Annotated in this window: 23 protein-coding genes; 12 read left to right on the forward strand and 11 right to left on the reverse strand. The window is 62.5% G+C overall.

The annotated features are described in order from the left end of the window. Positions 1–281 precede the first annotated feature (281 nt). From P3T23_RS28865 to P3T23_RS28890, 6 genes are all read left to right on the forward strand, one after another. Positions 282–1,595, forward strand: a complete 1,314-nt coding sequence (locus P3T23_RS28865; protein WP_429319502.1) for an amidohydrolase family protein — start codon at positions 282–284, stop codon at positions 1,593–1,595. A gap of 186 nt (positions 1,596–1,781) precedes the next feature. Continuing rightward, positions 1,782–2,930 (forward strand): acyl-CoA dehydrogenase family protein, encoded by a 1,149-nt coding sequence (locus P3T23_RS28870; protein WP_429319503.1) that lies wholly within the window; start codon positions 1,782–1,784, stop codon positions 2,928–2,930. 5 nt (positions 2,931–2,935) lie between these two features. Beyond that, on the forward strand, positions 2,936–4,027 hold the full coding sequence (locus P3T23_RS28875) for an acyl-CoA dehydrogenase family protein (RefSeq protein ID WP_429319504.1): 1,092 nt from the start codon (positions 2,936–2,938) through the stop codon (positions 4,025–4,027). Beyond that, positions 4,024–4,827 carry a crotonase/enoyl-CoA hydratase family protein gene (locus P3T23_RS28880; RefSeq protein ID WP_429319505.1) on the forward strand — a complete coding sequence of 268 codons (804 nt, stop codon included), beginning with the start codon at positions 4,024–4,026 and terminating at the stop codon, positions 4,825–4,827. The genes P3T23_RS28875 and P3T23_RS28880 overlap by 4 nt, the downstream gene beginning before the upstream one ends. Before the next feature lie 84 nt (positions 4,828–4,911). Beyond that, positions 4,912–6,036 carry an acyl-CoA dehydrogenase family protein gene (locus P3T23_RS28885; protein ID WP_429319506.1) on the forward strand — a complete coding sequence of 375 codons (1,125 nt, stop codon included), beginning with the start codon at positions 4,912–4,914 and terminating at the stop codon, positions 6,034–6,036. A gap of 75 nt (positions 6,037–6,111) precedes the next feature. Then, positions 6,112–6,435 (forward strand): 2Fe-2S iron-sulfur cluster-binding protein, encoded by a 324-nt coding sequence (locus P3T23_RS28890; protein WP_429319507.1) that lies wholly within the window; start codon positions 6,112–6,114, stop codon positions 6,433–6,435. 73 nt (positions 6,436–6,508) lie between these two features. Here P3T23_RS28890 and P3T23_RS28895 read toward each other — a convergent pair whose 3' ends face one another. Next, complete coding sequence (locus P3T23_RS28895) at positions 6,509–7,786, reverse strand: cytochrome P450 (RefSeq protein ID WP_429319508.1); 1,278 nt, start codon at positions 7,784–7,786, stop codon at positions 6,509–6,511. A gap of 193 nt (positions 7,787–7,979) precedes the next feature. Here P3T23_RS28895 and P3T23_RS28900 point away from each other — a divergent pair, with 193 nt between their 5' ends. After that, positions 7,980–9,626, forward strand: a complete 1,647-nt coding sequence (locus P3T23_RS28900; RefSeq protein WP_429319509.1) for a phytoene desaturase family protein — start codon at positions 7,980–7,982, stop codon at positions 9,624–9,626. Here P3T23_RS28900 and P3T23_RS28905 read toward each other — a convergent pair. The 5 genes from P3T23_RS28905 to P3T23_RS28925 form a co-directional block, all read right to left on the reverse strand. After that, positions 9,582–10,337 (reverse strand): TetR/AcrR family transcriptional regulator, encoded by a 756-nt coding sequence (locus P3T23_RS28905; protein ID WP_429319510.1) that lies wholly within the window; start codon positions 10,335–10,337, stop codon positions 9,582–9,584. The two genes, P3T23_RS28900 and P3T23_RS28905, sit on opposite strands and share 45 nt — an antisense overlap. Before the next feature lie 155 nt (positions 10,338–10,492). Next, positions 10,493–11,227 carry an SDR family oxidoreductase gene (locus tag P3T23_RS28910; protein WP_429319511.1) on the reverse strand — a complete coding sequence of 245 codons (735 nt, stop codon included), beginning with the start codon at positions 11,225–11,227 and terminating at the stop codon, positions 10,493–10,495. A 15-nt stretch (positions 11,228–11,242) separates the two neighbouring features. Continuing rightward, a complete protein-coding gene (locus P3T23_RS28915; protein ID WP_429319512.1) occupies positions 11,243–12,721 on the reverse strand; it encodes an acyl-CoA reductase in 1,479 nt (492 codons plus the stop codon). 7 nt (positions 12,722–12,728) lie between these two features. Further along, entirely contained in the window at positions 12,729–14,147 is a 1,419-nt protein-coding gene (locus P3T23_RS28920) for a hypothetical protein (RefSeq protein WP_429319513.1), read from the reverse strand. Between the two features lie 123 nt (positions 14,148–14,270). Beyond that, positions 14,271–15,248 (reverse strand): helix-turn-helix transcriptional regulator, encoded by a 978-nt coding sequence (locus tag P3T23_RS28925; RefSeq protein ID WP_429319514.1) that lies wholly within the window; start codon positions 15,246–15,248, stop codon positions 14,271–14,273. A 230-nt stretch (positions 15,249–15,478) separates the two neighbouring features. Here P3T23_RS28925 and P3T23_RS28930 point away from each other — a divergent pair, with 230 nt between their 5' ends. The 4 genes from P3T23_RS28930 to P3T23_RS28945 all read left to right on the forward strand — a co-directional run bounded on the left by P3T23_RS28930 (position 15,479) and on the right by P3T23_RS28945 (position 18,922). Next, positions 15,479–16,765, forward strand: coding sequence for a cytochrome P450 (locus tag P3T23_RS28930; RefSeq protein ID WP_429319515.1), 1,287 nt, complete (start codon positions 15,479–15,481; stop codon positions 16,763–16,765). An 80-nt stretch (positions 16,766–16,845) separates the two neighbouring features. Then, the gene (locus tag P3T23_RS28935; protein WP_429319516.1) at positions 16,846–17,877 is read left to right on the forward strand and encodes a hypothetical protein; all 1,032 of its coding nucleotides are present in this window, start codon (positions 16,846–16,848) and stop codon (positions 17,875–17,877) included. Positions 17,878–17,914: 37 nt separating this feature from the next. Beyond that, positions 17,915–18,271 (forward strand): nuclear transport factor 2 family protein, encoded by a 357-nt coding sequence (locus P3T23_RS28940; RefSeq protein WP_429319517.1) that lies wholly within the window; start codon positions 17,915–17,917, stop codon positions 18,269–18,271. Positions 18,272–18,376: 105 nt separating this feature from the next. Then, positions 18,377–18,922, forward strand: a complete 546-nt coding sequence (locus tag P3T23_RS28945; RefSeq protein WP_429319518.1) for a glutathione peroxidase — start codon at positions 18,377–18,379, stop codon at positions 18,920–18,922. 120 nt (positions 18,923–19,042) lie between these two features. Here P3T23_RS28945 and P3T23_RS28950 read toward each other — a convergent pair whose 3' ends face one another. The 5 genes from P3T23_RS28950 to P3T23_RS28970 all read right to left on the reverse strand — a co-directional run bounded on the left by P3T23_RS28950 (position 19,043) and on the right by P3T23_RS28970 (position 24,185). Continuing rightward, positions 19,043–20,218, reverse strand: a complete 1,176-nt coding sequence (locus P3T23_RS28950; RefSeq protein ID WP_429319519.1) for a thiolase family protein — start codon at positions 20,216–20,218, stop codon at positions 19,043–19,045. After that, positions 20,215–21,117, reverse strand: a complete 903-nt coding sequence (locus P3T23_RS28955) for a 3-hydroxyacyl-CoA dehydrogenase (RefSeq protein WP_429319520.1) — start codon at positions 21,115–21,117, stop codon at positions 20,215–20,217. Before P3T23_RS28955 ends, P3T23_RS28950 begins: the two co-directional genes overlap by 4 nt. Positions 21,118–21,131: 14 nt before the next feature. Then, positions 21,132–21,989 carry a fumarylacetoacetate hydrolase family protein gene (locus P3T23_RS28960; RefSeq protein ID WP_429319521.1) on the reverse strand — a complete coding sequence of 286 codons (858 nt, stop codon included), beginning with the start codon at positions 21,987–21,989 and terminating at the stop codon, positions 21,132–21,134. Further along, positions 21,986–23,068 (reverse strand): amidohydrolase family protein, encoded by a 1,083-nt coding sequence (locus P3T23_RS28965; RefSeq protein WP_429319522.1) that lies wholly within the window; start codon positions 23,066–23,068, stop codon positions 21,986–21,988. The genes P3T23_RS28960 and P3T23_RS28965 overlap by 4 nt, the downstream gene beginning before the upstream one ends. Before the next feature lie 301 nt (positions 23,069–23,369). After that, on the reverse strand, positions 23,370–24,185 hold the full coding sequence (locus P3T23_RS28970; RefSeq protein WP_429319523.1) for a TetR/AcrR family transcriptional regulator: 816 nt from the start codon (positions 24,183–24,185) through the stop codon (positions 23,370–23,372). 140 nt (positions 24,186–24,325) lie between these two features. On the opposite strand from P3T23_RS28970, the gene P3T23_RS28975 reads away from it, so the two are divergent. Further along, positions 24,326–25,975: an AMP-binding protein gene (locus P3T23_RS28975; RefSeq protein ID WP_429319524.1), complete on the forward strand. Its 1,650-nt coding sequence runs from the start codon at positions 24,326–24,328 to the stop codon at positions 25,973–25,975. Positions 25,976–26,008: the final 33 nt, after the last annotated feature.

Here is a 26,008-nt window from a genome sequence, read left to right on the forward strand (position 1 = left end):
AGGGGTTCGAGTCCCCTTCCTGCACCGCCTCCGCCTCATAACGGCATCCCCCCGCCCGCATACCAAACGAAGCCCAACTCCCCGAACCTGCGGACGGGTCCCGCCGTGGGCAAAAATCCGCATTCCTTCTCCCTGTAAACCCTAAAAACGCCGCGCCAGAGGCGTATATATGAACATTATCGTTGATTGTGTTTAACTTGTTATCTACTATCTCAATACGAACTCGCTCCAAACCCGGCTCGCCGACTCGAAGGTGAGCCTCTTCACTACGGGGACCCCCGATGAAACTGGAAGACCTCATTCTCGTCAGCGTAGACGATCACGCGATCGAGCCGCCTAACGCTTTCGCACGTCACATGCCCGCCAAATACAAGGGCCGCGAACCGAAAGTCGTGCAACGCAGTGGCCGCGATGTTTGGGAATTCGAGGAAAAGGCCACGGGCTACATGGGCCTCAATTCCGTCGTAGGCCGGCCGAAAGAAGAGTACGGCATGGAGCCGCTCGGCTACGAGCATATGCGCCGCGGTACCTGGGACATCAAGGCGCGAGTTGATGATATGAACGCCAACGGCGTGCTCGGTTCGCTCTGCTTCCCAACTTTTCCTGGCTTCGCCGGGCAGCGCTTTCAGACCTATGCCGATCGCGGCGTTTCACTTGCAGCGATCCAGGCATACAACGACTGGCATCTGCACGATTGGTGCAACGCCGCGGCGGGACGCTTTATCCCGTTGATGATCACGCCCTGGTGGGACCCGCAAGCCGCCGCAGCCGAGATCGAACGGATGGCCATGCAAGGTGTGCATGCCCTGTCGCTCTCGGACAACCCCTCGCTGCACGGCTACCCGTCGATCCATAACGATCACTGGGATCCGGTCTACAAAGCCTGTGCGGACAACAACGTCGTGATCTGCTGCCATATCGGCACCGGCGCGAAGGCCGATCACGCTTCCGACGAATCACCGATTGACGCGTGGATCACCTCCATGCCGATCTCCATCGCGAATTCGGCGGCGGACTGGATCTGGGGGCCGATGTGGAAGAAATATCCCACGCTGCGGATGGCGCTCTCGGAAGGCGGTATCGGCTGGATTCCGTACCTGCTGGAACGTGCGGACTTCACGCACCGTCACCACCATGCATGGACCATGTCGAACTTCGACGGCAAGATGCCGAGCGATATCTTCAACGAGCACATCATCACCTGCTTCATTGAAGATCAGTTCGGCCTGAAGAACCTCGATTCGATCAACCTCGACAAAGTCACCTGGGAATGCGACTACCCGCACTCCGACTGCACGTGGCCGAATTCCGCCGACGTGTTCTGGGAACAGGCGCAAGCGCAAAACGTGTCCGATGAAGTGATCAACAAGATCACCCACCTGAATGCGATGCGCGAGTTCTCGTACGACCCGTTCCCGCTGCTCGGCCGCGAAAACTGCACGGTCGGCGCGTTGCGCGCCAAGGCCAGGCACGTGAGCATCGAGCCCGCGCTCGGCATGGGTGGCGCCGCGCCGGTACGCGATCCCAACAAGCCGGTGACGTCCGGTGACATCAACCGGATGTTCGCCGCGGCCGACGCCCAGGCCGCGCTGTAAGGCGGTCCACGCATGCCGCGGCTGTACCTGGCCGCGGCGTCCGCAACACAGACCGGGCCGCGCTGCATGGATCGGCTTCGTGGTTCAAGCGACCTATGCGTCCGGCGTGGCCCGCGTAATGCGCTCGATATCCTCGGCCATGATCGGCGCGCTCCGGTGCCCGCTCCCTTGCGTCCCATCCGAACTATGTCCGCTAACGCTTTTCGCTATCACAGCATTCCCACCGACGCCGAGCCGTTGCGCGAGCAGGTGCGCGCGTTCCTGGCCGATGCCTTGAAGACTCGCCCCCCGCTCAAGCGTGCCGAATCGTGGATGGGCGCCGATCCCGCCTTCAGCCGCGAACTCGGCCGGCGCGGCTGGCTCGGCATGGCGCTGCCCAAACGTTATGGCGGCAGCGAGGCTGGCCCGTTTGCACGCTATGTCGTGATTGAAGAATTGCTCGCGGCGGGTGCACCCGTATCCGCGCACTGGATCGCCGATCGCCAGAGCGGTCCGCTGCTTCTGCGCTACGGGACCGAAGCGCAGCGCGAACGCTATCTGCCGGCGATCTGCCGCGGCGAAAGCTATTTTTGCATCGGCATGAGCGAGCCGAATTCCGGTTCGGATCTCGCGTCGATCCGCACTCGCGCGGAACGCCAAGGTGACGGTTGGGTGCTCAATGGTCACAAGCTGTGGACCACCAACGCGCATTACTCGCACTACATGATCGCGCTCGTGCGCACGGGCGACAAATCCAGCGCGCAACACGAGGGCATGTCGCAATTCATCATCGATCTGAAGGCGCCGGGTGTCACGATCCGCCCAATCCGCGATCTCGCCGGCGGCGAGCATTTCAACGAAGTGTTCTTCGACGACGTGCAGCTGAGCGCCGACGCGCTGGTCGGCACCGAAGGCCAGGGCTGGGAGCAGGTCACCGCCGAACTCGCCTTCGAGCGCAGCGGCCCCGAGCGCTTTCTAAGCAGCATCGCGTTGCTGCATACGCTGATCGATGCGATCGGCTGCCGACCCGATGCCTTGCAGGCGCGCGAGATTGGCCGGCTCACGGCCCGGCTCTTCACGTTGCGGCAGATGTCGCTCTCGGTCACAGCAGAACTTGCGGCCGGACGCAACCCAGCGTGGGCCGCGTCGTGCGTGAAGGATCTCGGCACGACCTTCGAGCAGGAGATTCCCGAAGTCGCGCAACTGTTGCTCGATACGCTGCCCAGCACCGGCGGCGGCAGCGACCACGCACAAGTACTCGCCTATCTGATGCAGATGGCACCCTCCTTTTCCCTGCGCGGCGGCACGCGCGAAATCCTGCGCGGCATCATCGCGCGCGGACTTGGACTGCGGTAATCGCCATGAGAGAAATTTTCGAATCCACCATCGAGCGCCTGCTCGGTGACACTGTCACTCCCGAAGTCCTGCGCGAAAGCGAAGCTGGCGCGTGGCCGGCGGCTGTATGGAGCGCCATCGAAGAGTCCGGCTTTGCCGTGGCGGCCGCTTCTGAAGCGCAGGGAGGCGCCGGCGCAAACTGGGCCGATCTGTTCGTCGTGGTGCGCGCGGCGGGCCGTCACAACCTGCCCTTGCCGCTTGTCGAAACGCTACTGGCCAATGCGCTACTCGGCGAATGCGGGCTCGAAGCGATCAACGCGCCGCTCGGTATTGCGGGTGGCGGCTCGGTGGCGCTGCAGCAGGGCCGCGTGAGCGGCACTCTGTTAGACGTGCCTTGGGGCCGTCACGTCGGCCACGTGGTCGCTATCACGGCGGGCAAAGAACCGACGCTGGTGCTGCTCGACACGGCCGATGCACACGCGAAATTGCGCCTGAACACCGCGGGCGAACCTCGCGACGATCTGCGTTTCGAGCGTGCCGCTTGCGTGAGCTGCGTGCCCTTGCCCGCCGATCTGCAGGCCGACGCACTGCGACTGGGCGCAGCCATGCTGCGCAGCGGGCAGATCGCGGGCGCACTACAGGCGGTGCTCGACATGACGATTCTCTATGCCACCGAACGCGTGCAGTTCGGCAAGCCGATCGGCGCGTTTCAGGCGCTGCAACAGCAGATCGCCGTGCTTTCCGAGCATGCGGCCGCCGCAGCGGTGGCCGCAGAGTGCGCGTTCAGCGCATCGCTGGACGGCGCCGGCGGCTTCGCCGAGCTGCCGATCGCCGCAGCCAGGGTGTGCAGCGCGGAGGCGGCAAGCTTCGCGGCGGCCGCGGCGCACACCGTGCACGGCGCGATCGGTTTCACCCATGAACATGCGCTGCACCACTCGACACGGCGGCTGTGGTCGTGGCGCAGCGAATTCGGCAACGCGACCTTGTGGGCGCAACGGCTGGGCGCCGCGGTATGCGCGGCCGGCTCGGCGGGATTGTGGCCGGCGTTGACCGCGGGGCGCCTCGCGCCGCTCGATCGAACTGCAGCGGCAGTCCCGCTGCAAGGAGTCGCGGCATGAGCGCAGCTTTTTTGAGTGTCGAACGCGATGGCTTGGTGCTCACCGTGCGGTTGAACCGTCCCGAGACGCGCAATGCACTGTCTGAACCCGCGCAAATGGATGAGCTGGTCGATCTGTGCCAGCAGGTGCGCCGCGATCGCTCGATCAAAGCGCTCGTATTGACCGGCGCCGGCAGCGCGTTTTGCGCTGGCGGCAACGTGAAAGACATGCGCGAGCGCGGCGGCATCTTCGCCGGTTCGCCGCATGAGGTGCGCGACAGTTACCGCAATACAATCCAACGCATCCCGCTCGCGCTGTACGAGCTCGACGTGCCGGTGATCGCCGCCATCAACGGCCCGGCAATCGGGGCAGGGCTGGATCTCGCGTGCATGTGCGACATCCGCATCGCATCGGACAAGGCGCTCTTCGCCGAGAGTTTCGTGAAAGTCGGCATCGTACCGGGAGACGGCGGCGCATGGCTGCTGCCGCGCGTGATCGGCATGCAGCGCGCGAGCGTGATGTCGTTCACCGGCGACACGATCGATGCGGCGAAAGCGCTCGAATGGGGGCTGGTGGCCGAGGTCGTCGCCGCTGACGATCTGCTCGCGCATTCACAGGCAATGGCACGACGCATCGCCGCCAACCCGTCGCATGCACTGCGGTTGACCAAACGGCTGCTGCGCGAAGGCCAGCATATGCGGCTCGATTCGTTGCTGGAGTTGTCCGCCGCCTATCAGGCGCTCGCGCATCACACCGAAGACCACCTGGAAGCGGTCAACGCATTTCTCGACAAGCGACCGCCGCGCTACGTGGACAGATGATCGACCACAGCAAGACAAAGTCACGCGCACCAGACGTGCCCCACTCCACCCAAACGCACAGCAACAACCTCGCAGGACATGACCATGCGGACCGTTTTCAGGGAAGACCACGAACTATTTCGCGAGCAGGCCCGGCGCTTTATCGAAACCGAGATCGTGCCGAATCTGCACACGTGGGAACAGGCCGGCATCGTACCGAAATCACTCTGGCGCAAAGCCGGCGAAATCGGTCTGCTGTGTTCGACCGTGCCCGAGGAGTATGGCGGCAGCGGCGGCGACTTCGGCCATTCCGCGGTGATGATAGAGGAACTGGCGCGAGTCAATGCAACAGCGGTCGGCTTTACGACGCACTCGGAGATCGTCGCGCCCTATCTCGTCGCGTATGGCAGCGAGGAGCAAAAGCAGCGCTGGCTGCCGCGCATGGCGAGCGGTGAACTGATCGGCGTGATCGCGATGAGCGAGCCGGGCATCGGCAGCGATCTGCGTTCGATGCGCACCGGCGCGCGGCGCGAAGGCGATCAGTACGTGATCAACGGGCAGAAGACGTTCATCACCAACGGCGGCAACGCCGGCCTGATGGTCACCGCCACCAAACTCGACCCACAATCGCGCGATCTGACGCTGATCTGCGTCGAAGAAGACACCGAAGGTTTTACCAAAGGGAAACTGCTGGAGAAGATCGGGTTGAAAGGACAGGACACCTCCGAGCTATTTTTCGATAACGTGCGCGTGCCGGTCGGCAACCGGCTTGGTGAAGAGAACCAGGGCTTCAGCTATCTGACGCATCAGCTCGCGTGGGAGCGCACTATCATCGGGATTCGCGCGGCGGCCTCGGTCGATGCGTTGCTCGAGGAGACCATCCAGTACACCCGCGACCGGCGCGTGTTCGGCAAGCCGCTGTTCGACTTTCAGAACACACGTTTCAAGCTGGCCGAAGTGAAGGCGCAAGCCACCATGCTGCGCGCGTTCGTCGACGAATGTCTGGGCAAGGCGATGCGCGGCGACCTGACCGCCGAAGTCGGCGCGATGTGCAAGCTGGTCGGCTCGGAATTGCAAGGCAAGCTGCTCGACGAACTGCTGCAACTGTATGGCGGCTACGGCTATATGAGCGAGTACAAGATAGGCCGGGCGTGGGTCGATGCACGCGTGGCGCGCATCTACGGCGGCACCTCTGAAATCATGAAGGAAATCATCAGCCGGTCGCTGTAGGACTGCCGTTCAAGCTGCACGCCAATCCGCGCGATTCGAAAACCGGCATTTTACCAACGCTATCAGGAGACAACCATGCCCACACTCTCATACATCACGCACGACGGCACGCGCACCGACGTCGACGCTGCCGTTGGCTCGACGGTGATGCAAAACGCGCTTCAGCGGAACATCGCCGGAATCAGCGGCGACTGCGGCGGTGCATGCCAGTGCTGCACCTGTCACGTGTTTGTCGAACAAGCGTGGCAAGACAGATTGCCGCCGATTGACGATATGGAAGACGCGATGCTCGACAGCACCGCCGAGCCGCGCCGCGCGAATAGCCGCCTGTCGTGCATGCTGACCATGAGCGCCGAACTCGATGGTCTCGTCGTGCACCTGCCCGCTTCACAGATCTGAGCGGATAACCTGGCGACATTGAAGAAGGCGACCCGCGGGTCGCCTTCTTCAATCTACCGCCTGTTTTTGCGCCTCAATCCCAGACCACATGCACTGCGTGCGGGCCGCGCAATTGTGCGCCAACGATCTTTGGTTTCGGCATCTCGGGATCGAGCCGCAGGTTCGGCAGCAAGTCGAGGATGGTATTCACCGCCACCGCAAGTTCCACCTTCGCGATAAATTGCCCAATGCACATGTGCGGACCGAATCCGAATCCGAACGAGGGTTTGAGCTTGCGGTCGATATCGAAGCGCTCGCTGTTCTCGAACACCTCCTCATCGCGATTCGCCGACGACACGATACATTGCACCATCGCGCCCTTCGGGATGCTGAAGCCGCCGATCTCGGTGTCCTGCGCGGCCTGGCGTACCTTGAATGTCGCCACCGGTTCGAAACGCACGGCTTCGTCGATCGCTTTCGGCACGAGGCTACGATCCGCGCGCACCCGTTCGAATAGTTCGGGCCGCTCCAGCAACGCCACCATCAGCGAGCCGAAAGTGCGCGTGGTGGTCTCACCCGCCGCCGGCAGCAATGAACGCACGAAAGTCGCGACTTCGTGATCGTCGAGATGACCGCCCTCGTACTCGGCCCGAATCAGCCTGGAGATCAGGTCGTCGCCTTGCGCGCCGTTCTTGCGCACTTCGGTTACTTCGATCTTCACCGCGTCGTAGAGCGCCTGGGCGGCTTCCATTGCAGCTTTGCGAGCCAGAGCGGCTTTTTCCGCGTCGACTTGCGGACCAGCCAGAATCGCCAGCGCCCAAGCCGCGTATTGCTCGATCTGCTCGGGACGGTTATCGGGAAAACCGATCAGCGAATAGATCAAACGGATTGGAAAATGCAGGCCGAAATCCATCAGATCGGCGCGGCGCTTCGGCACCATCGGCTCGATATATTCGTTGCGTACAATCGGCGCCATTTTCGTCTCGCGCCAGCGGTTCACCACGTCGGGCATGAACACGGGTTGCAATAGCGAGCGAGCGCGGCGATGCGCTTCACCGTCCAGTCCGGTCAGGATCAGGCCGTCGAAGAATGCGCCGAGCCCTTCGGCGATGAAGCCGCTGGTGAAATTTGTGGCGTCGCGCAACACCGACATCACGTCCTTGTACTTGAACAACGTAAATGTGGGCCGGTTCGCGTCGAGGCCGGCGATGTTCGGCACGCCCAGGCGGGCCATGAAGTCTTCCGCGATCACTGGAGAATTGCGGCGCATCTCGCGATAGATTGCGTGCAGGTCGACGTCGCTGCCTTTGTAGTTGTCCGCGACGCCGGCGAAGGCGCTCTCGAGCGAAGTTGCTGCGGCGGGTGTGCTCATGCCTGTCTCCATCGTTGATATTAGGCGCGCGACCTTAGGGCTCGGTCTGATAACCGTTTGACCGCTGGTCAACGCATTATATTGAACAGTTTTGCAGATTGTGATCCACTTAAGACATGGAGGCAAGACAAAAGGCGCGCGCCGCGATCGACGCAAACGCCCATGCACCCTGACAACAAAAGGACGGAGACACATGGCAACAGAAGTAACTTACGACGCGTTGATCGTCGGCGGCGGCCACAACGGGCTATCCGCGGGCTGCTATCTCGCCGAGGCAGGCAAGAAGGTGCTGGTGCTCGAAGCGCTCGACAAGGTGGGCGGCATGGCTTCATCCGGCTATCTGCTGGAAGGCGCGCCGCAGCACATGGTTCACCCGTGTGCGCTCGACATGATGTCCATGCGCGTGCATCCACGCGTACCTGCCGAATTGCAGCTGGAGCGGCACGGTTTTCGCCAGATCGAACTGACGCCGGGCTACGTGTATTTGCATCCGGACGGCACCTCGCTGGTGTTCTGGCGCGATCCGGAGAAGACCGCTGCCGAGATTCGCCGTTATAGCCCGAAAGACGCCGACGCGTTTCTCTCCTTCATCAAGGTCGTGTTCGCCTTCATCGACATGGCAGTTCCGATGATGCGCGTCGACCCTGCCGATAAAAATCTGGGCGCGAAATTTGAGGCTTTCAAGGCGGCGCTGCGCAATCGCAAACTGAAGCCCGAATTGATGGCGCTCCTTACGGGGTCCGCCTTTCAGGCCGCGCAGGAGCATTTCGAGCATCCGGTCACGATCTCCGCGATGTGCTGCCTGACCGGCCTTGCTGGTCCGATCACGGCTGACGGCAGCGGCATCTACTACGCGTTGCTCGGCTTTTTGCACCGTTTCGGCGTGGGCCGCGTGGTGGGCGGCATGCAGACCTTGTCCAACGCGATGGCCGCTCGGCTGCGGGAACTAGGCGGTGAAGTGATGACATCGGCAAACGTCGCTGAGATCATCGCGGACGACCACGCAGCGCGTGGGGTGCGTCTCGCCGACGGCCGAACGTTCTATGCGCATGCTGTCATCGCGAGCTGTCATCCCAAGGTCGCGCTGGATCTGGTTACGCCCGGCCGGGTCGAAAAGCGCCTGTTGACGCGCATCGCGCATGCACCAGCCAATGCGCATGGCGCGTCGCCGCTGAAGGTCGACATGGCCCTGCGCGGCCAGATTTCGCTCAAGCGGTTCGAGGCAAAACGCGACGACGGTCTCGATCTGCGCAAAACCTGTTTGCTGATCGGCACCACGGAGGCCGTGCTGGAAAACTTCCGCGCTTCGGCGCGTGGCGAAGTGCCGACGTTGCCCTATCTGACGATCGCGGCGCCGAGTGCAGTCGATCCGTCACAAGCCCCGGCCGGGCAGGACACAGTCTATCTGTACCCTCCCGCCATGCCGACCCAGCCGCGCGAGGGCTGGGACGCGATTCGCGAGCGCGTCACGCAGCAGGTGATCGACCAGGCGAGCGAGTACGTGGACGGCCTGAAAGAGTTCGAGATCGCGCGGCGCATGGAGGCGGCCCCGGACTTCACGCAGCGGCTGAACACGGTCAACGGTTGCGTGGTGCACATCGACACCAGCACGATGCGCTCGAACAAGTTCCGACCCGCTTATGGGCTGGGCGGCGCGGCGTTGCCCGTGCGCGGCTTGTACTTCGGCGGCGCCGGCATTCATCCGGGTGGCGGCGTGAATGGCATGCCGGGCCGCATCGCCGCGCAACGCGTGCAGCGCTATCTCGGCAAGGCCGAGCGGCGCGGCACGACGCAATCAGGCTTCGTGATGGCCATTCTCGCCGCGTGGGGCGTCTGCTAACGCCGTCATGGCCGGCCGCTTCAATGGTGGCCGGCCGTGGGCAAGCACGGTGGAGAGCACGAAGTCCACCGAGAATTCGCGCCATGCTGTCGCGCCCGCAGCAGACGTTGTATCGAAACCGGCGACTGCGGACACGGTGTAATGATTGGTGAAGCCGCCGGTAGTGAGCAGCGCGCACGCGGCGTAGAACATGCGCGCATCCACGCCGTCACGGAATTCGCCGCTCGCCGCACCGCGTTGCAAGATGCGCTCCATCTGCTCAACCAGCGCGGGCGCCAGATCGACAAAGCGATTGCGTTCGACACCATGCGTGTTGTGCTCGTGAAAGCGCAGACTTTCCTGTGCCAATGAACCGAGTGTGGGATCAAGCCGGTATTGATCGATTGCGTGTTGCAGAAATACCCGCAGCGCTTCCACCGGGGGCAGGTGGTCGAGTTCGAGCGCCAGCAGATCGGCCAGCACGTCCTGCGCGGACTCGTCGAGCACGCTGGCGAACAACTGTTCCTTGCTGCTGAAATAGTGATAAACGAGCTGCTTGGTCACCCCGGCCGCCCGTGCGATATCGTCCACACGGGCGCCCGCGAGGCCTTTCTCCGAGAACGCTCGGCGCGCCTCTTTCAGTAGACGGCTGAGCGTGGCCCGCTTGCGCGAGGGCGAAGTGAGCGCCGTGGAAGTGGAAGGCGCAGCGGTTTCGTTGAGCGTCGAAGGCATGGATAGGCTGTACACGATGCAAAAAGGAAACGAAACGCCGCCTATATGGTTGAAAGCGCCTTTCCAGGCGCAGCCCACAGCGGCGTTCGGCTGATGCATTGTAGTGCCGATCGCGCATAAAAAGCGCTTCGTTCTCACACGCGGCGCCCTCACGTTCAGAAGCTTTGGGCGAGGGGCCGCACGACGATCTCGTTGACCGCAACCTGCTCGGGTTGTCCAATCGCATAGACGATCGCGTCGGCGATCACGTCTGGCGACATCGCGCCCTCGAACAGTTTTTGCGCACGCTCCCGGAACGCCGGCACGGTGATGCTGTCGGTGAGTTCGCTCGCCACCAGCCCCGGGCAAATCGAAGTGACGCGCACCTTGCCCGCGCATTCCTGACGCAAGCCTTCGCTGATCGCACGCACCGCGAATTTGGTCGCCGAATAGACCGCACCGCCTGGCCCCACGGTCAATCCCGCTACCGACGAAATATTGATCACGTGTCCGGCGCCCTGTTCGAGCATGCCGCCGAGCACCGCGTGAATGCCATACAGCACACCCTTGATGTTCACGTCGATCATGCGGTTCCAGTCGTCGACGCAGCCTTGCGCGATCATCGACACTGGCATGATGCCGGCATTGTTGACCAGCACGTCGACGCGGCCAAAGCGTTCGCGCGCCTTCTGTGCGAGTTGTTGCAGATCGGCTGATTGCGTGACATCGGCAGGGCCCCATAACACGTTGGCGTCGCCGCCGAGTTGCTCGGCCAAATGCCTCAGGCGATCAGCGCGCCGCGCGGCCAGCACGAGTTTTGCACCCTGCCGGGCTAGCCGTTTGGCCGTCGCTTCGCCGATGCCGCTGCTCGCGCCGGTAATCATGATCACCTTGCCTTCGATCGAATTCATACGCTTCATCCCTCGTTAAAGTTGATTGCGCGAGCGCGCTTCGCCCGCTAGCGATTCCACCAGCACAGGGTCGGCTGTCTCTTCAGTAACCCATTTCACGGTGCGGCGAATCGGCTCGATCGCGTCCTGGCGGTCGAGGTTGTGCTGCAAGGTGGCCGCCGCGCCGAGCGACACCAGTCGCTGCGCGCCCTGATACGCAAGCCGGTCGCGCAACGTGTGTTTGAGCGCTTCAGGAAAAATGCCGATAGTCTGCGTATACGCGTTGACCGAGCGCACGGTGGTGTCGATCTCGTCGATCGGCACCAGATTCCCCACCCGGCAACCAAGGATGCGCGAAAAGCTGACCGGCGCGCCGTCGCGCGACACGATCAACGCGCCCTCATTGCTTCTGCCGCCGAAAACCTTATAGTCGTCCTCGATCATGCGGATGCCGTCGAGTTCTTCTTTCAGCAGTGGATCGAAAGCCTTGTGCGGCGTGGAGAGGTTTTCGGGTAATGCCTGCAGGGCTGCAAACGTGAGTTCGGCGAGCTTCGCGCACCGCTCGAGGCCGGCTTCATCGGTGCCCGACTGCACGTAGACCACGCGCGCACTGACGCAGGCTTCCTGGTTCTGTGCACCGATGTCGAGCGCGAGGCGCCTCGCCACGCTGGCCAGCGTCGGCTCATCGGCGAAGGCTTCGCGGCCGATGATCGTGCCGCTCAGTTTTGGATCGAGCGTGATCAGATCCAGCCCCGGCTGCAGATAACGCGTGATGTGCCTGACCGAATCGAAGCCGCCCCAGGCGATCAGCTTCTCGACTTTGCGGGGATCGTAGATATGCCGCTCCACCGCTTCATTGCCGCCTTTCCAGTAGGCGACGCTTAGATGTTTCGTCAACGGATGGTCTGGCGCCATGTCGATCATCGTGCGGGCCAGCGCTATCGACGTCAGTGGATCGTTCGAGGGCGCCTTGATGATCGCATCGGACCGCGTAAGCGCATTGCGAATCAGCGTCAGCACCGCGACCACCGGCGCGTTGCCCGCGATCACGTGGACGCAGCGCGCGCCGAATGCGCGCGTGCGCGCGGTGACGCCCGGCAGACTGCCCGGCTGCTCGACCCAGCCCTCCAGGTATTCGGCGCCGACTGAACGCGCAACGATGTTGTACAACTCCTCGCGTTGAAAGAGGCGTGGCGTGCGCGTGTAGTGAAACCGCAAAATACTTTCCGACAGACCCGAGGTGGCGCACGACAGCTCGAAGGCCTGCTGCAAGTGACGGTTGTCGGCGAAATTGAGGTGCTGGCCGAGTTCGACCAGATAGTCGACGATCTGCTCGAGACTCAGTGTGTACAGGTCCGCCATCTGTGATGGCGCGCGCAGGGTGAGTTCGTCGACATGACGGCTCAGATCCGGGGTCGTGAACGATACGCCGCCGCGACGGCCGCCGAATGTCAGCTCGTCGCCTTCAATGAGCTTGCCGCGAATGATCAACGGCACGTTATAGGAAGTGGTCATGATCGGCTTACTCGGAAAGTTCGGTCAGGAAGTTGAGCGCTTCATCGTGCGCCGCCGGTGCACCGGCGCAAATCACTTTGTCGTCGCCGCCCTCCTTCTCGCTGTAGCGGCGAATCGCGGCCAGCAGATAGGGGCCGCTACGGCCGCACTTGCAGGGTTTCTCGTAACCGTGCAGCGTGATTTCGTCGCCGGTTACGAGGCCAGCCCAGTAGGTGCCAGGCAAGAGATCGAGCGAAGCGAAGCGGCCCGTCAAACCATCTTTGCGAGGCAGCGGTTTGCCGGTTGCCGGATCGAGCAGAAACGCGATGGTGGTGGGCGGTACATGGTAGTGACCTTCCTCGCAGCGCATGCAGAAACCCATCTGTTCGCTGCAGCCGTAAAACTCATAAAAGTTGTCGAAGCCGAGGAACTCGACGAGTTGCTCGCGCCAGTTATCCGGCATGTTCTTGCCTTTCTTGCCGCCGCCCGTATGCAGCACGCTGCCGGTGCCGAACACCTGGCGCGCTCCCCGTGCAAGACCTTCGGCAGCAGTGTCGTACAGGATCGTCCAGACCGCGCCCATGTAGACGTCGCGCCCGGCGAAGCGGTTGATCGCTTCCGCAAAGAACTTGCGCAACTGCTCCGGACGTTCGCGCTCCACCCGCACCAGTTCCTCGCGTTTGGCCAGCAAGGCCTCGGAGATGTGCAGCGAGCCGAGTTCGCCTTGCGCCTCGGCCGCAGCGAGACGGCCCGATAGCGAGGCGACATCCGCGGAAAACCGCGCGTCGGGATACATGAACAATGCGTTGTGCTCGCCGCCCGCGTACATCTCGACCTGATAGCCGCTCCCGCGCGCGGCCGCGCTCGCGCCCTTGCGATAAGTCGGCGCGATCAATGGACGCGGGTTTGCAATCAGATCCGGGCCGCTGCCTGGAGCGCGCCAGTCGCGAATGCGGCTTGCCGACAGCGTGATGTTCTGACGCCACTCGCGATCGGTACGCGGCAGAAAAGACAGCTTCCCCGTGGTACCTGACGTGTGGAACACGCGCAGATTCGTTTGCGCGTCGAGCAGATCGATCCAGTCGTCGATCAGCTTGATGCCGGATGCGTCGACGTGGCTCAGGTCTTCAGTGGTCAAACCGTTAAGCCAGCGCGTGAGCTTGTCGAACTGCCCGCGTTCGAGATACGAAAGCGGATATGACTTGTACACCGTATGTGCGAACAGCAAAGGGGCGACGTCATCGATGCTCTCGATCGTGTCGACACCCTGTTCCGCGGCGAGACGCTCCAGCACCGGAATCTTCGTGCGCATTTCGCCGAACCGCAGGCGCGCGCCGCTCAGTTGTATGTCGTGGATCTGCTGCTGGGTGAAACGGAAGGCGTCGTCGTAGCACGCGGTGACGAGCGCGGCGGGATCGGCAAGGAGCTGCTTGTACAGCGTGGACATGGTGTCTCCGTTCGGGCTGTTGGACTATTCGGACCGCTCACAGACTGATTCGCGGTGCGTGTCTGAATGCTATGAAAACGAGCCGCCGAACAGAACCGCTAGTTGTCGCGCCACGCGGTCAAACTATCGTGGAACGGACATGTCGCGTTCCGGAGCCGTTTGCAAGCCCAACATTTCGAGCCGGTAGGCGCGCGGCGTACGCCCGGTCACCTTGCGAAACGCCGCGCCGAATGCCGCCGCGCTGGCAAAGCCGCATTCGTAGGCGACCGTTTTGATCAGCACGTCGGCATGGGCCAGGCGTCCTTTGGCCTGGCGGATGCGCGCGTCGGCGATAAACGCGCTGAGCGTCATGCCAGTGCTGTTCCTGAAAGTGCGCGAGAGGTGTCGCGCGCTGATATGGCAGGCCTGTGCCAGCTCCATCACACCCGGCGACGCCCCATACGCGCCCTCGACCCGCTCGCGGATCAACCGCAGCTGCCACGGCGCGAGCTTGCTCCCCTCGCTTTCGTTCGCCCGTTCATCGACACCGCGAACATGCCGCGTGATATGCACGAGCATCGACATCATTAAGCTCTCTGCCAGCGCCGCGCTGGCAAACCCCGGGCTGTGCGCCTCGCCGGCCAGTTGCAGCATCGCGGCGCGCACTTCGGCCACCCGCAAGTCGCGGCACTGTTCCAGGTGGGCCGAGTCCCATTGCCAGTCGCGCAACTGATCGAAGCGCTCGGCCTCGAACATGCAGCAGACCACGCGCCGTCGCATCGCTCCACAACGCACATGGAAGGTTTGACCGCCCGGCACCAGCACGCTCTCACCGAGCGGGCCAAACGCCGTCTGCCCAGCGTCGCCGCGAAAGGCGCCGTATGCGCCGTGCTCGCGCGGATCGAGTGATAGATCCAGATAGCCCATTGACGGGCGAAAGACGGCATCCAGCGAGTCGTCGAGCGTAAACGTGCGCACGTTCACTTCGAGCGATGGCGTGGTCAGATGGGCATCCACTGACAGATGCGGGGGCGCCATCCGTTCGCGCCGCACCAGCCTGCCGCTGCCGGCGACCGTGTAGAGATCGGAGACGTTCGGGTTCACCGCTTGAGCGTACGACATGGCACCCTAAGACTGAACATTTATGCACAAGATGTCTATATAAGACGTTTCCGGGGGAAACGCCTATAGCGACGAACCCCTATCCCGCCGAGTTTGACAGCGCGTCAAACGAACCCAGAGGACAGTACAGCCGTTGCTCGCTAAGCTGCACAGCAAGACGGATACCGCCTCCGCTCACATCACAAGGTCCGATCGTGCAGCCGGGCCAAACGAGACCCATGAGGAGACACATGAACGCACCCACGCAAGAAGGCCTCACGCTCGATCTGGAGGCGGCCTACCACGCCGTCTCCGACACGTTCCGCGGCCCCGACCTCGATTTGCAGGCGCTGTGCCGCGAGATGCGCCATACGCAGCCCGTGATGCAGGGCGATTTCGTCGCCACTAGGCTCGGCGTGCCGACCAACGCGGGCGCCAAAGCGGCGCAATGCGCGGTGACGCTTTTCAAGTATCAGGACGTGCTGGCCGTGATGCGGGATGCCACCACCTTCACCAACGGCTTCATCGCCGAGGGCCTTGGCGCGTTTTTCGACGGGCTGATCGTGCTGGCGATGGACGGCGACGCTCACCGTCGCGCGCGCGGCCTGTTGCAGTCTGTATTCATGCCGGAAACGGTGAATCGCTGGCGGCCTGAACTCGACCGTGTGATTCGCCAGGACTTTCTCGAACCTCTGGTGCCGAAAAAGCAGGCCGAACTGATGGACTTCGGCCTGTACTTCCCGATTCGCGAGATGTATGCGCTGATGGGATTCCCGACCGACGACACAGCCCGTTTCAATCAATACGCCACGTGGGCGCTTTCGATGGTGGCGGGCAATCAGATCGACCCGGAGAAGATCAAGATTTATGGACCGCTCGCGGCCTCCGCCGTCAAACATCTTTACGACGCGGTGAAAGAGGTCGTGGTGCAACGCCGCGCCGAAGGCGCCAACGGCGACGACCTGATCAGTCGCCTTATGCGCGCGGAGTACGAAGGCCACATGCTCGACGACCACGAGGTAACCACCTTCGTGCGCTCGCTGCTGCCCGCAGCCGGCGAGACCACCACACGCACGTTCAGCTCGATCATGACGCTGTTGCTCGAGCGTCCTGAACTGGTCGAGCGGGTACGCAAAGATCGCACGCTGATTCCGCGTCTGATCGACGAAGCCGTGCGATTCGAACCGGTCGCGACCTTCAAGGTGCGCCAAGCCGCACGCGACGTCGAGATCGGCGGCGTGAAGGTAACGAAAGGCGAGTTTGTGCAGTGCATGGTGATCTCCGCGAATCGCGACGAAGACGCGTTCGACGACCCGGACACCTTCAATATCGACCGTAAGCCACGGCCCTCCTTCGGCTTCGGTTTCGGCACGCATATGTGCATCGGCCAGTTTGTCGCCAAGGTGGAATTGCAGTGCGCGGTCAATGCGATTCTCGATCTGTTTCCGAACGTGCGGCTCGACCCCAGCAAACCGGCACCGAAAATTGCCGGCGCACAGTTGCGTGGCGCGAAGTCCGTGCCGGTCATCTGGGACTGATTCTGGGGCTGACAGCGCGTTTTTTATCGGCGCACTTGCATCTCGCGCATCCTTACCGCACGAATTCCCTCGAAAAAACCATGATGCACTTCGACACTCTTCCCGAACGCGGCAATTTCACGTTTCAGACCCTTGTGGCGCCACACAAAGTGAGTGGCCGCGCGATGCACGACCTGCGCGGCTTTTACGGACTGCAACTGACCAAGGGCATGCCATTCGGCTGCGTGCGCGACGACAACGGCGAAATCTATGCGTTCGTCCGCGCCGTCAACGAACCGGGCAGCACGCCGAATCCGACAAAGTTCGTCTACCTTTCCACGCAGGTGGACGGCAAGCATTTACGCATCGACAAGTCGCGCATCGAGCCACGTGCGATGACGCTATTTCCGCGGCGCTGGCTCGAAGGCGATACGGCCTGCTGGTCGAGCCTTGAAGGCGAACCCGGCGCGGCGTGGCGACTGACTGCATCGGGCGAACGTCTGAGCTGGAAAGAAGACGGTCTGTTCGATCTGAGCGGGCCGCTATTAGGCCAGGGCATGCAGTGGTATCTCCCGGGTTCCGACTGGGGTACGTTCTACGTTTCGCAGATCTACGACATCGCCGGTACCTGCGACGGCCGTCAGGTCAAAGGTTTGATGTGTTTCGACCAGGCCTATATGGCCGAAGGCGGCGCGATCCACTTCAAGAAGGATCTGGTCGTCAACAACAAGATGCATGTGATCTGGTGGTCATTCGCGACCGTCTATAAGGACGGCACGTGGGACGCCGGCTCCTTCATGGTCGGTCACGACAATCTCGGTTACGCGATCTTCCAGAATCACAAAGGCGAGATTCGCACCACCACCGATATCGAAGGCAGCGTCAAACACAAGGACGGCAGCTACTTTGTGGACAGCGCGCGCATCGTGCTCGATGGGCATGAAGAGTGGGAATATCTGCCCTGTCCGAAAGGCGAGATGATCGACTTCGTCGGCGGCTTTCCGATTACGGCGCAGCAGGAAGGCCGCTGGCGCCGCGTCGGCGATACGCGCGAGCCGGATCGCTGGCTTGGCTGGGGCGAATCCGATCGACGCAACGGCACCGCGCGCAACGTGCGCGGCGCGGATCTTTGACGCACGACGGTGCGTTCCATTTTCAGACGAAGCAACCATGTCCACTCACGAAACTTCTGAATCCATCGCGGCCTTCCTTCACGATCAGACCGAGCACTGGAACGCCGGCGACAAGGCAGCATTCTTCGGCGCTTACCGGCACGTCGCGCCAGAGGGGCTCACGATCGAATACGTCGGACGGCCACCGCAAGACGGCTGGCCCATCCTCGATCACATGTGGGAGAACCAGCGCGCGAATATCCGCGCCGAACCGGTTGCGAAAATCATCAATGGCAACGAGGCCGCCTGCTACGTGCGCAATGTGGTCATTGGCACGGACCGCGTGATCGAGACTGTCGAGCTGTTTCGCTTCGCGGCTGGCCAGCTGTTCGTGCGCTACTTCATCAAGCAGTAGCAGTAAGCCGACGGTTGCCGGGAGAGCACGCCGGGCGCGGTCGAACATAATCGCGTACAGTGCAAGTCAGAGGATTTTCATCTGTCCGCAACCCGAGGACTCGCAATGACCACATCGATTTACGACATTCCTGTTAAGACTATCGACGGCGCACCCAGCAACCTCGCGCAGTATCGCGGCAAAGTGCTGCTGGTCGTCAATGTAGCGTCGAAATGCGGGTTGACACCCCAATACACAGGGCTGGAAAGCCTCTATCAGGACAAGCGTGCAGCCGGTCTCGAAGTGCTGGGTTTTCCGGCCAACAACTTCAAGGGCCAGGAACCAGGCTCAGACGATGAAATCAAAGCGTTCTGCTCGACCAGCTACGACGTGCACTTCCCGCTCTTCTCGAAGATTTCGGTAACAGGCGAAGACAAGCATCCGCTGTATGCAGCACTGACGGGCGCGCAACCTTCGGCGATCGGCGACGGTCGGTTCCGCGAGCGCCTGAGAGGCTATGGCGTCGAATCGGGCGATCCGGTCGAAGTGCTGTGGAATTTCGAGAAGTTTCTGCTGAACCGTGAAGGCGAAGTGGTTGCGCGTTTTGCTCCGGATGTGGCAGCGGACGATCCGCGCCTCGTGGCGGCGATCGATACAGAACTCGCGAAGTAAGTGCGCGGCTGACTGACTTCAGCAGCTGATTCCCGTCGCCTGGTTCGGCCGCATGAAAAAGCGGCGCGCTGTAGATAGCGCGCCGTTTCCTTTCCGGTGCTTTCCACGCGGTGTTCGTGCTCAGTCCAGCCGCTCGATAATTGTCGCCGTCCCGAGACCACCCGCGCAGCAGATCGCCTGCAAGCCATAGCGCGCGCCGCGCCGCTCCAGTTCATGCAGTATCGAGGTCATGATGCGCGCCCCGCTTGCACCCAGCGGGTGGCCGAGCGCGATCGCCCCGCCGTTCACATTCAGCTTCGAATGCGGCACACCGAGTTCTTTCATCCACACGAGCGGCACGCACGCAAACGCCTCGTTGACTTCGAACAGATCGATATCGTCGATGCCGAGACCCGCCTTCGCCAGTACTTCACGCGTCGCGGCAATGGGACCGGTGAGCATCAGCGTCGGATCGGCGCCGACGGTGGCGACCGCCCGCACGCGCGCCCGTGCCTTCACGCCGAGTGCCTTCGCTTTGCCGGCGGACATCAGCAGCAGGGCCGACGCGCCATCCGAGATCTGCGACGAATTGCCGGCAGTCAACCGCCCAACGCTCCGAAAACTCGCTTTCAGCGTCGCGAGTTTCTCGGCGTGGGTACCGGGACGGATCGTTTCGTCCGCGAAAAATAGCGGCGCCTCGCCCTCGCTCGAATTCTCGCGCAGACGCTGCACCGGCACCGGCACGATTTCGCGCGCAAACCAGCCTTCCGCTGCCGCGGCGGCCGCACGACGATGACTTTCCACCGCGAACGCATCGAGCTCGTCGCGCGTAAGCTGCCACTTGTCACACAGCCGCTCGGCTGCCTCGCCCTGGCTCGTCAACTCGTACCTTTCGCTCGCCATCCAGCCGAACGCATCGCCGTGCAGGTCGCGATTGCTGCCCATCGGCACGCGGCTCATGTTCTCCGCGCCACCGGCCACCACCACGTCCGCCGCGCCGAATGCAACCAGCCCGGCGGCAACGTGCACCGCCTCTTCCCCCGAGCCGCATTTGCGGTCGATCGTGAGACCCGGAATGCTGTCGGGCCATCCCGCGCCAAGCAAAGACGTGCGCGCGATATTGGCCGACTGCTCACCGATCTGCGTGACGCAACCGAAGATCACGTCGTTGACGACATCGGGTGCGAGCCCCACGCGTTTGACCAGTTCGTCGATCACATGCGCACCAAGATGATCGGCGCGCACGCCGGCAAGCGAACCGCGAAACTTGCCGATCGGCGTGCGCGCCGCACCGACGATCACGACATCGCCGCTCATAGCGAACTCCCTTTCAGACCCGAGCCGGGGACCCGCTGACCGTCTTCGTAGCGATACACGCCGTGACCGGTCTTGCGCCCCAGGCGCCCAGCAGCCACCATCTTGATGATCAGAGGACACGGGCGGAACTTGTCGCCGAGCGTCTGATGGAGATACCTCAACACCGACAGGCGCGTATCCCAGCCGGTGAGGTCACCCAATTCGAGTGGCCCCATCGGATGATTGAAGCCGAGGCGCAGCGCAGTATCGATATCCTCCGCGCTGGCCGCGCCCTCCTGCAACATCCACATGGCCTCATTGCCGGCGAGCGCCGACATGCGGCTCGTCGTCAAACCGGGGGATTCGTTGACGATGATCGACGTCTTGCCGATCGCGTCCGAATACTCGCGCGTAAGCGCCACGGTTTCGTCGCTGGTGGCAAGGCCGCGCACCAGTTCGACCAGCTTCATTTTGTGCACGGGGTTGAAGAAATGCATGCCGATCACGCGTTCGGGATGCGCCACCGCCGTGGCAATCTCGGTCACGCTGAGCGCCGAGGTGTTGGTCGCATAGAGCGCGCCGTCGGCCATGACCTCTGCCGCATGCGCGACCACTGCCTGCTTGACCGCGAGTTTCTCCGACACGGTTTCGATCAGCAGATGTGCACCGTCCGCAGCAGCGGCGACATCGGTCTTGATAGCGAGCCGCGCCTTGGCGGCATCGGCCGCGGTGACCTGAAATTTGCCGAGGCGCACGCCTTCGTCGAGAATCTTGCTGATGCCCTTCCGGGCCCGTTCCAACGCATTTTCGTCCGTGTCGACGAGTGCCGTGCTGAACCCCGAACTCGCGAACGCATGCGCGATGCCGGTGCCCATCAACCCCGCGCCGACCACTACCACCTTGTTGTTTTTCAAAGTCATACCGCTGTCTCCCTTCATGCTGATTCGTATGCCGATACGACGTTGCGCAATATGCCGATGCCTTCGATCGAGGCTTCCACCACGTCGCCGGGATTCAGGAAACGGCCTGTCCCCTGGCCCGTACCCTCTGGCGAGCCGGTGAACAGCACATCCCCCGCTTCGAAGCTCGAGCGCTCGTCAACGAAGCGTATCAGCGCGGCCACGTCCCACGTCATCTCTCCCGACGATGCATCCTGACGCGTATCGCCGTTCACTTTCAGCGTCATGCGCAACGCCGGACTGCCAGCCGCGAATTCGTCGCGCGTGATGATCCAGGGGCCGAGGCCCGTCGAGCGATCCTGACTCTTCGCGGCGAACAGATCCATCCCGACGCCCGGCGGCCCGCTGCGTTGCAGATCGCGCGCGCTGACGTCGTTGCCTACCGTGTAACCCAGCACACTGGCGAGCGGATCGGCGCGGTTCACATGCCGCGCGCCGATCACCGCGACCAGTTCGACTTCGTGGTCGAGTTCTTTGGTGAGCGGCGGATAGCGAATCGGATCGCGCGCGCCGATCAGCGCGCCATAGGCTTTCAGGAACGCAACCGGCTGACTGTGGCTCTTCATGCCAAAGTCGGCACTCAGGTGCTTCGCATAGTTGGCGCCGGCGACGACCACGCGATTGCCGCGTTCAACCGGCGGCAACAAGCGCAACTCGCCCAGCTTGCGCGGCGCACCTGCGAGCTTGAGCGCATCCAGGCCGTCCTTCGGTCTTGCGGTGACTGCAGGCGCCCATTCGGCGAATGAACCGGCGATCGGGGTCGCTTCGCCGCGTTCCGTATCCACTACGGCCCAGAACGGCGCGCCACCGTCCGTGCAGCGCGCGAGCTTCATGCGCTCACCGCCTGCTTCGGCGCCGGCACGCCGATCTTCGCCGGATCGAGATGCAGCAGCTTGCAGGCGTTTTGCCAGCGGATTTTTTGCAGGTCTTCTTCCGACAAACGCAGACCGTCGGTCAGATCGTGACGCACCGCATCGCTGCCGCCGAAGTTGCTGCCGTACAGAATCCGGTCCGCGCCGATGATGTCGATCAGCGCCTGGCGCATCGGCACCTCATGCAACTCGACGTCGAAATAGAAGTTCTTCAGATATTCGAGCACCGGCTTCTTGTTGTGCGCGAAGTCGAGATTGGTATTGCACTGCGCGAGACGGCCAAGTTGGTAAGGCACATAGCCGCCGCCGTGCGTGATGTACACCTTGAGATCCGGGAAGCGGTCGAATACGCCGCCGCAGATCAGATTCCAGAAGCAGCGCGTTTCGTCGTACTGCATGCCGACAATTGCCGTGGTCTCGTAGCGGTCCTCGTTGGCCTTCTTGCCCCACGTAACCGACTGGTTGTAACCGTGGATGAACATCGGCAAGTCGAGATCGCACAGCGCCTGCCAGACCGGATCGAGTTCCGGCGAATCGAATTCAAGGCCGCCGAAATTGGCGCCGCCCGCCACGAGCCCTTTTGCACCGAGTTCACCGCACGCACGGCGGATTTCCTTCGCAGCCTCTTCGGGCACGTTCAGCGGCGCATGCGCCCAGAACATTAGACGATCGGCCGCGGCGGAACAGTATTCGGCGAGCGTGTCGTTGACCTTCTTCGCGTAGCGCACCGAGAAGTCCGCTTCCGCCCAGTACATGTAGCAATGCGACGGCACCGACACCACCTGGGCATTCTGGCCGGCGGCATCCATACCGGTTAGACGTACGTTCGGATTGGCCCAACGCGCGAAGTACTCGTCCAGCTTCAGCCCTTTGCCGGACCGTACGGCTGCTTTGCGCTCCGGTGAGCCGAGCGTCAGGATCCAGTCGCCCACCCGCAGCTTGACGTCGCCGTCCTCGTGCTGTTCGAAGAACGGGCCCCAGTGGGGATGTTGGTTGTAGTAGCCCGGATGCGGGGCGTGGGCATGAAGGTCGATGAGCATGATGTCTCCTGGCGCTCGACGGCGCCGATGTGGGATAGACCTGTCTGCGGTTCACCGACACCCGGACGCACGAAAGCCAGATGCGCGAAGCAGATCAGACTGTTCGACATCATGCCAATATTAGTCACTTAATGCAAATGTGTTCAAATTAATGTTTACGCGGGCTCCTCAATGCCTGCCTTCGGTTTGCTGTCCGTCTCTGTTGCCGCTGGCATTCCTGCGTGGCGACGCGTCGGCCCCGGCGAGAAAGCCGGCGGCAAGGCGGCCGCTGGAAGCCGCGGCGTGCGTGAACGTCATACGCTTAGCGGCGCGCCCTCGTGACGCCGCCGAAGCGGATCGAATCGATGAGACGGCCGATACGGCGTTGCATCGCGCCCCGCTCGGATTCATTCGACACGAGGTGTTCGCTCATGACAAAACGGATCAGCAGGTCGCAGATCAGTTCGCGATCGAGTTTGACGCCCAGACGTTCGTCCCATGCGTCGAACACCGGCGACAGCAAGTCCTGAAAGCGCACCACGGCGTCATGAAAGATGCGCTTGAAAAAGCGCAGTGCGAACTCCGGTGCAACCAGCAACATGCGCCGGGAATTGCCCGCGTCGAGGTAGTCCTGCAGGTAGTTGATGACGACGTCGAAGCGCTCGTCCGGATCCGGATAGCGCACCAGCAGTTCAGCCAGCGACTTGTGGAAGTTCTCCCTTTTGTGACGCGAAAAAGCTTCGAGCAGTTCGTCCTGCGAGGCGAAATAACGGTAGAACGTGCCCCGCGACACGCCCGCCGTTTCGCACACTTCAAGAATGGAAATACGGTCCGCACCCGACTCCAGCACGACCTTTTCCGTCGCGGCAAAGATGTTGTCGATGGTCTGCTCAGAGCGGCGATTGCTGCGCCGACGGCGCGGGGCCGCTGCGGCTGCAGCGGGTGCGGCCGCAGGCGCTGGAGGCACAGCGGGCGCGGCTTGCACGGCAGGCGCACTGCTCTTGCGTGCCTTTGGCGCAGACGCCACCGACTGCGCCGCGCTCTTGCTGCGCTTCTCGGCGACGGCGCGTTTCTTCGCCGGTTGTTTGACAGCGATCTTCGACGTGCCGGCTTTCGATGGAGTGGTCTGTTTAGCCATAAGTTGAATAGTTTTTAGAAAATTGTGCGGGTTTCCCCGCAGATCAGGATAGGAATACAAACACTAGAATTCAATTCTCGGGTTAGAATTTGTGGGCAGGTCGCCCGGTTCACGCCCAGTTCATTTTCGGAGAGGTTGATATGGCTGGTATGGGAAGAGCAGAGACGTGGTCGCTCGGCGAACAGGACACTGTTATCGCCGCACTCGAGCGCGCCGTCGCGGCGCATCCGGACCGGGTTCTGCTCGACTTTTCGGGTGCGCTCTACACCTACGCGGACGTCGACCGTCTTTCCACGCGCCTCGCCCACTCGCTGGCGTCGCTCGGGGTTCAGGCCGGACAAACCGTCGTCACGATGCTCGACAACAACGTCGACGCCGTGATCTCGTGGCTGGCGGTCAACAAACTCTGCGCCGTGAGTGTGCCGATCAACACGGCATTGCGCGGCGAATTCCTGCGCCATCAGATCGCCGACGCCGGCGCGCCGCTCGTGATCTGCGAAGCCGACTATCTCGATCGGATCGCCGCCGTGGCGGCGCAATTGTCCGAAGTGAGACAGGTGCTGTATCGCAGCACCGATGCGGGCGCCGCCGCCGTCACCGCCACCACCTGCGGACCGTTGCCGCTTGCGCCGCTCGACGCCCATCGCGGTCATGACGACACGCCCTTCGAGCGCAAGCCGAAGCCGTGGGACCTCGCCAGTCTGATCTATACATCCGGCACCACCGGCCCGTCCAAGGGCTGCATGATCAGCTACAACTTCATGTGTAATCTGGCGCGCCTGCAATTGCGCGCCGGCCCCGCGAGCGCCAACGACGTGACGATCACGCCGCTGCCGCTGTTTCACATGAACGCACTGGCGGTGGGCATCCTGTCGAATATTCTGGTCGGCGCGCGCGTGGCGATCATTCCGCGTTTCTCGGTGTCCAATTTCTGGCCCGAAGTCGAGCGCAGCGGCGCGACCATTGCTTCGATTCTCGGCGGCATGGGCGGCCTGCTCGCCAATGCGCCGGATCACGAGGCGGCAAAGCGCTGCTTCGGCCAGATTCATACGGTGCGCGGCAATCCGTTCACTGAAGAAAACAAGAAGGTCTGGCGCGAGCGCTTCGGCGCCAGGCAGGTGGGTGGCAACGGCTACGGCCTCACGGAAGCATGCGTAATCACCTCGCTGCCGGGTGGCGAATACGCAGCGCCCGGGTCGTCCGGCAAACGCATAGCCGACTTCGACGTGCGAATCGTCGACGATCTCGACCGCGAGCTGCCGGCCAATACGCCCGGCGAAATCATCTGCCGTCCGCTGCGACCGGACATCATGTTCATGGGCTACTGGCGCCGTCCTGAGGAGACGCTGAAGCTGATGCGCAACATGTGGTTCCATACCGGAGATATAGGCAAGTTCGACGACGATGGATTCTTCTATTTCGTAGACCGCAAAAAAGACTATTTGCGCCGCCGTGGCGAAAATATTTCCAGCTTCGAGATGGAATCGGCCTTTGCACGCCACCCCGATATCGCCGAGGTCGCGGTCCATGCCGTGCCATCGGACAAAGGCGAGGACGACGTCAAAGTCACCGCCATTCTGAATCCGGGTGCCGAGCTAACCGCCGAAGCCCTGTTCCACTGGGCCACCGACGCCGTTCCATATTACGCCCTGCCGCGCTACATCGAGTTTCGCGAGACGCTGCCGAAAAACCCACAAGGCCGCATTCTGAAATATCAGCTCCGCGATGAGGGCAAGACGGCGTCCACCTGGGACATCGAGGCGACCGACATCAAGGTGGCCAAACGCTGACCGTGTTCAGTTTCGTCAATGACTAGCAGTAAA

Origin of the sequence: Paraburkholderia sp. GAS448, from assembly GCF_050435685.1 — a bacterium.
Classification (GTDB): Bacteria; Pseudomonadota; Gammaproteobacteria; order Burkholderiales; family Burkholderiaceae; genus Paraburkholderia.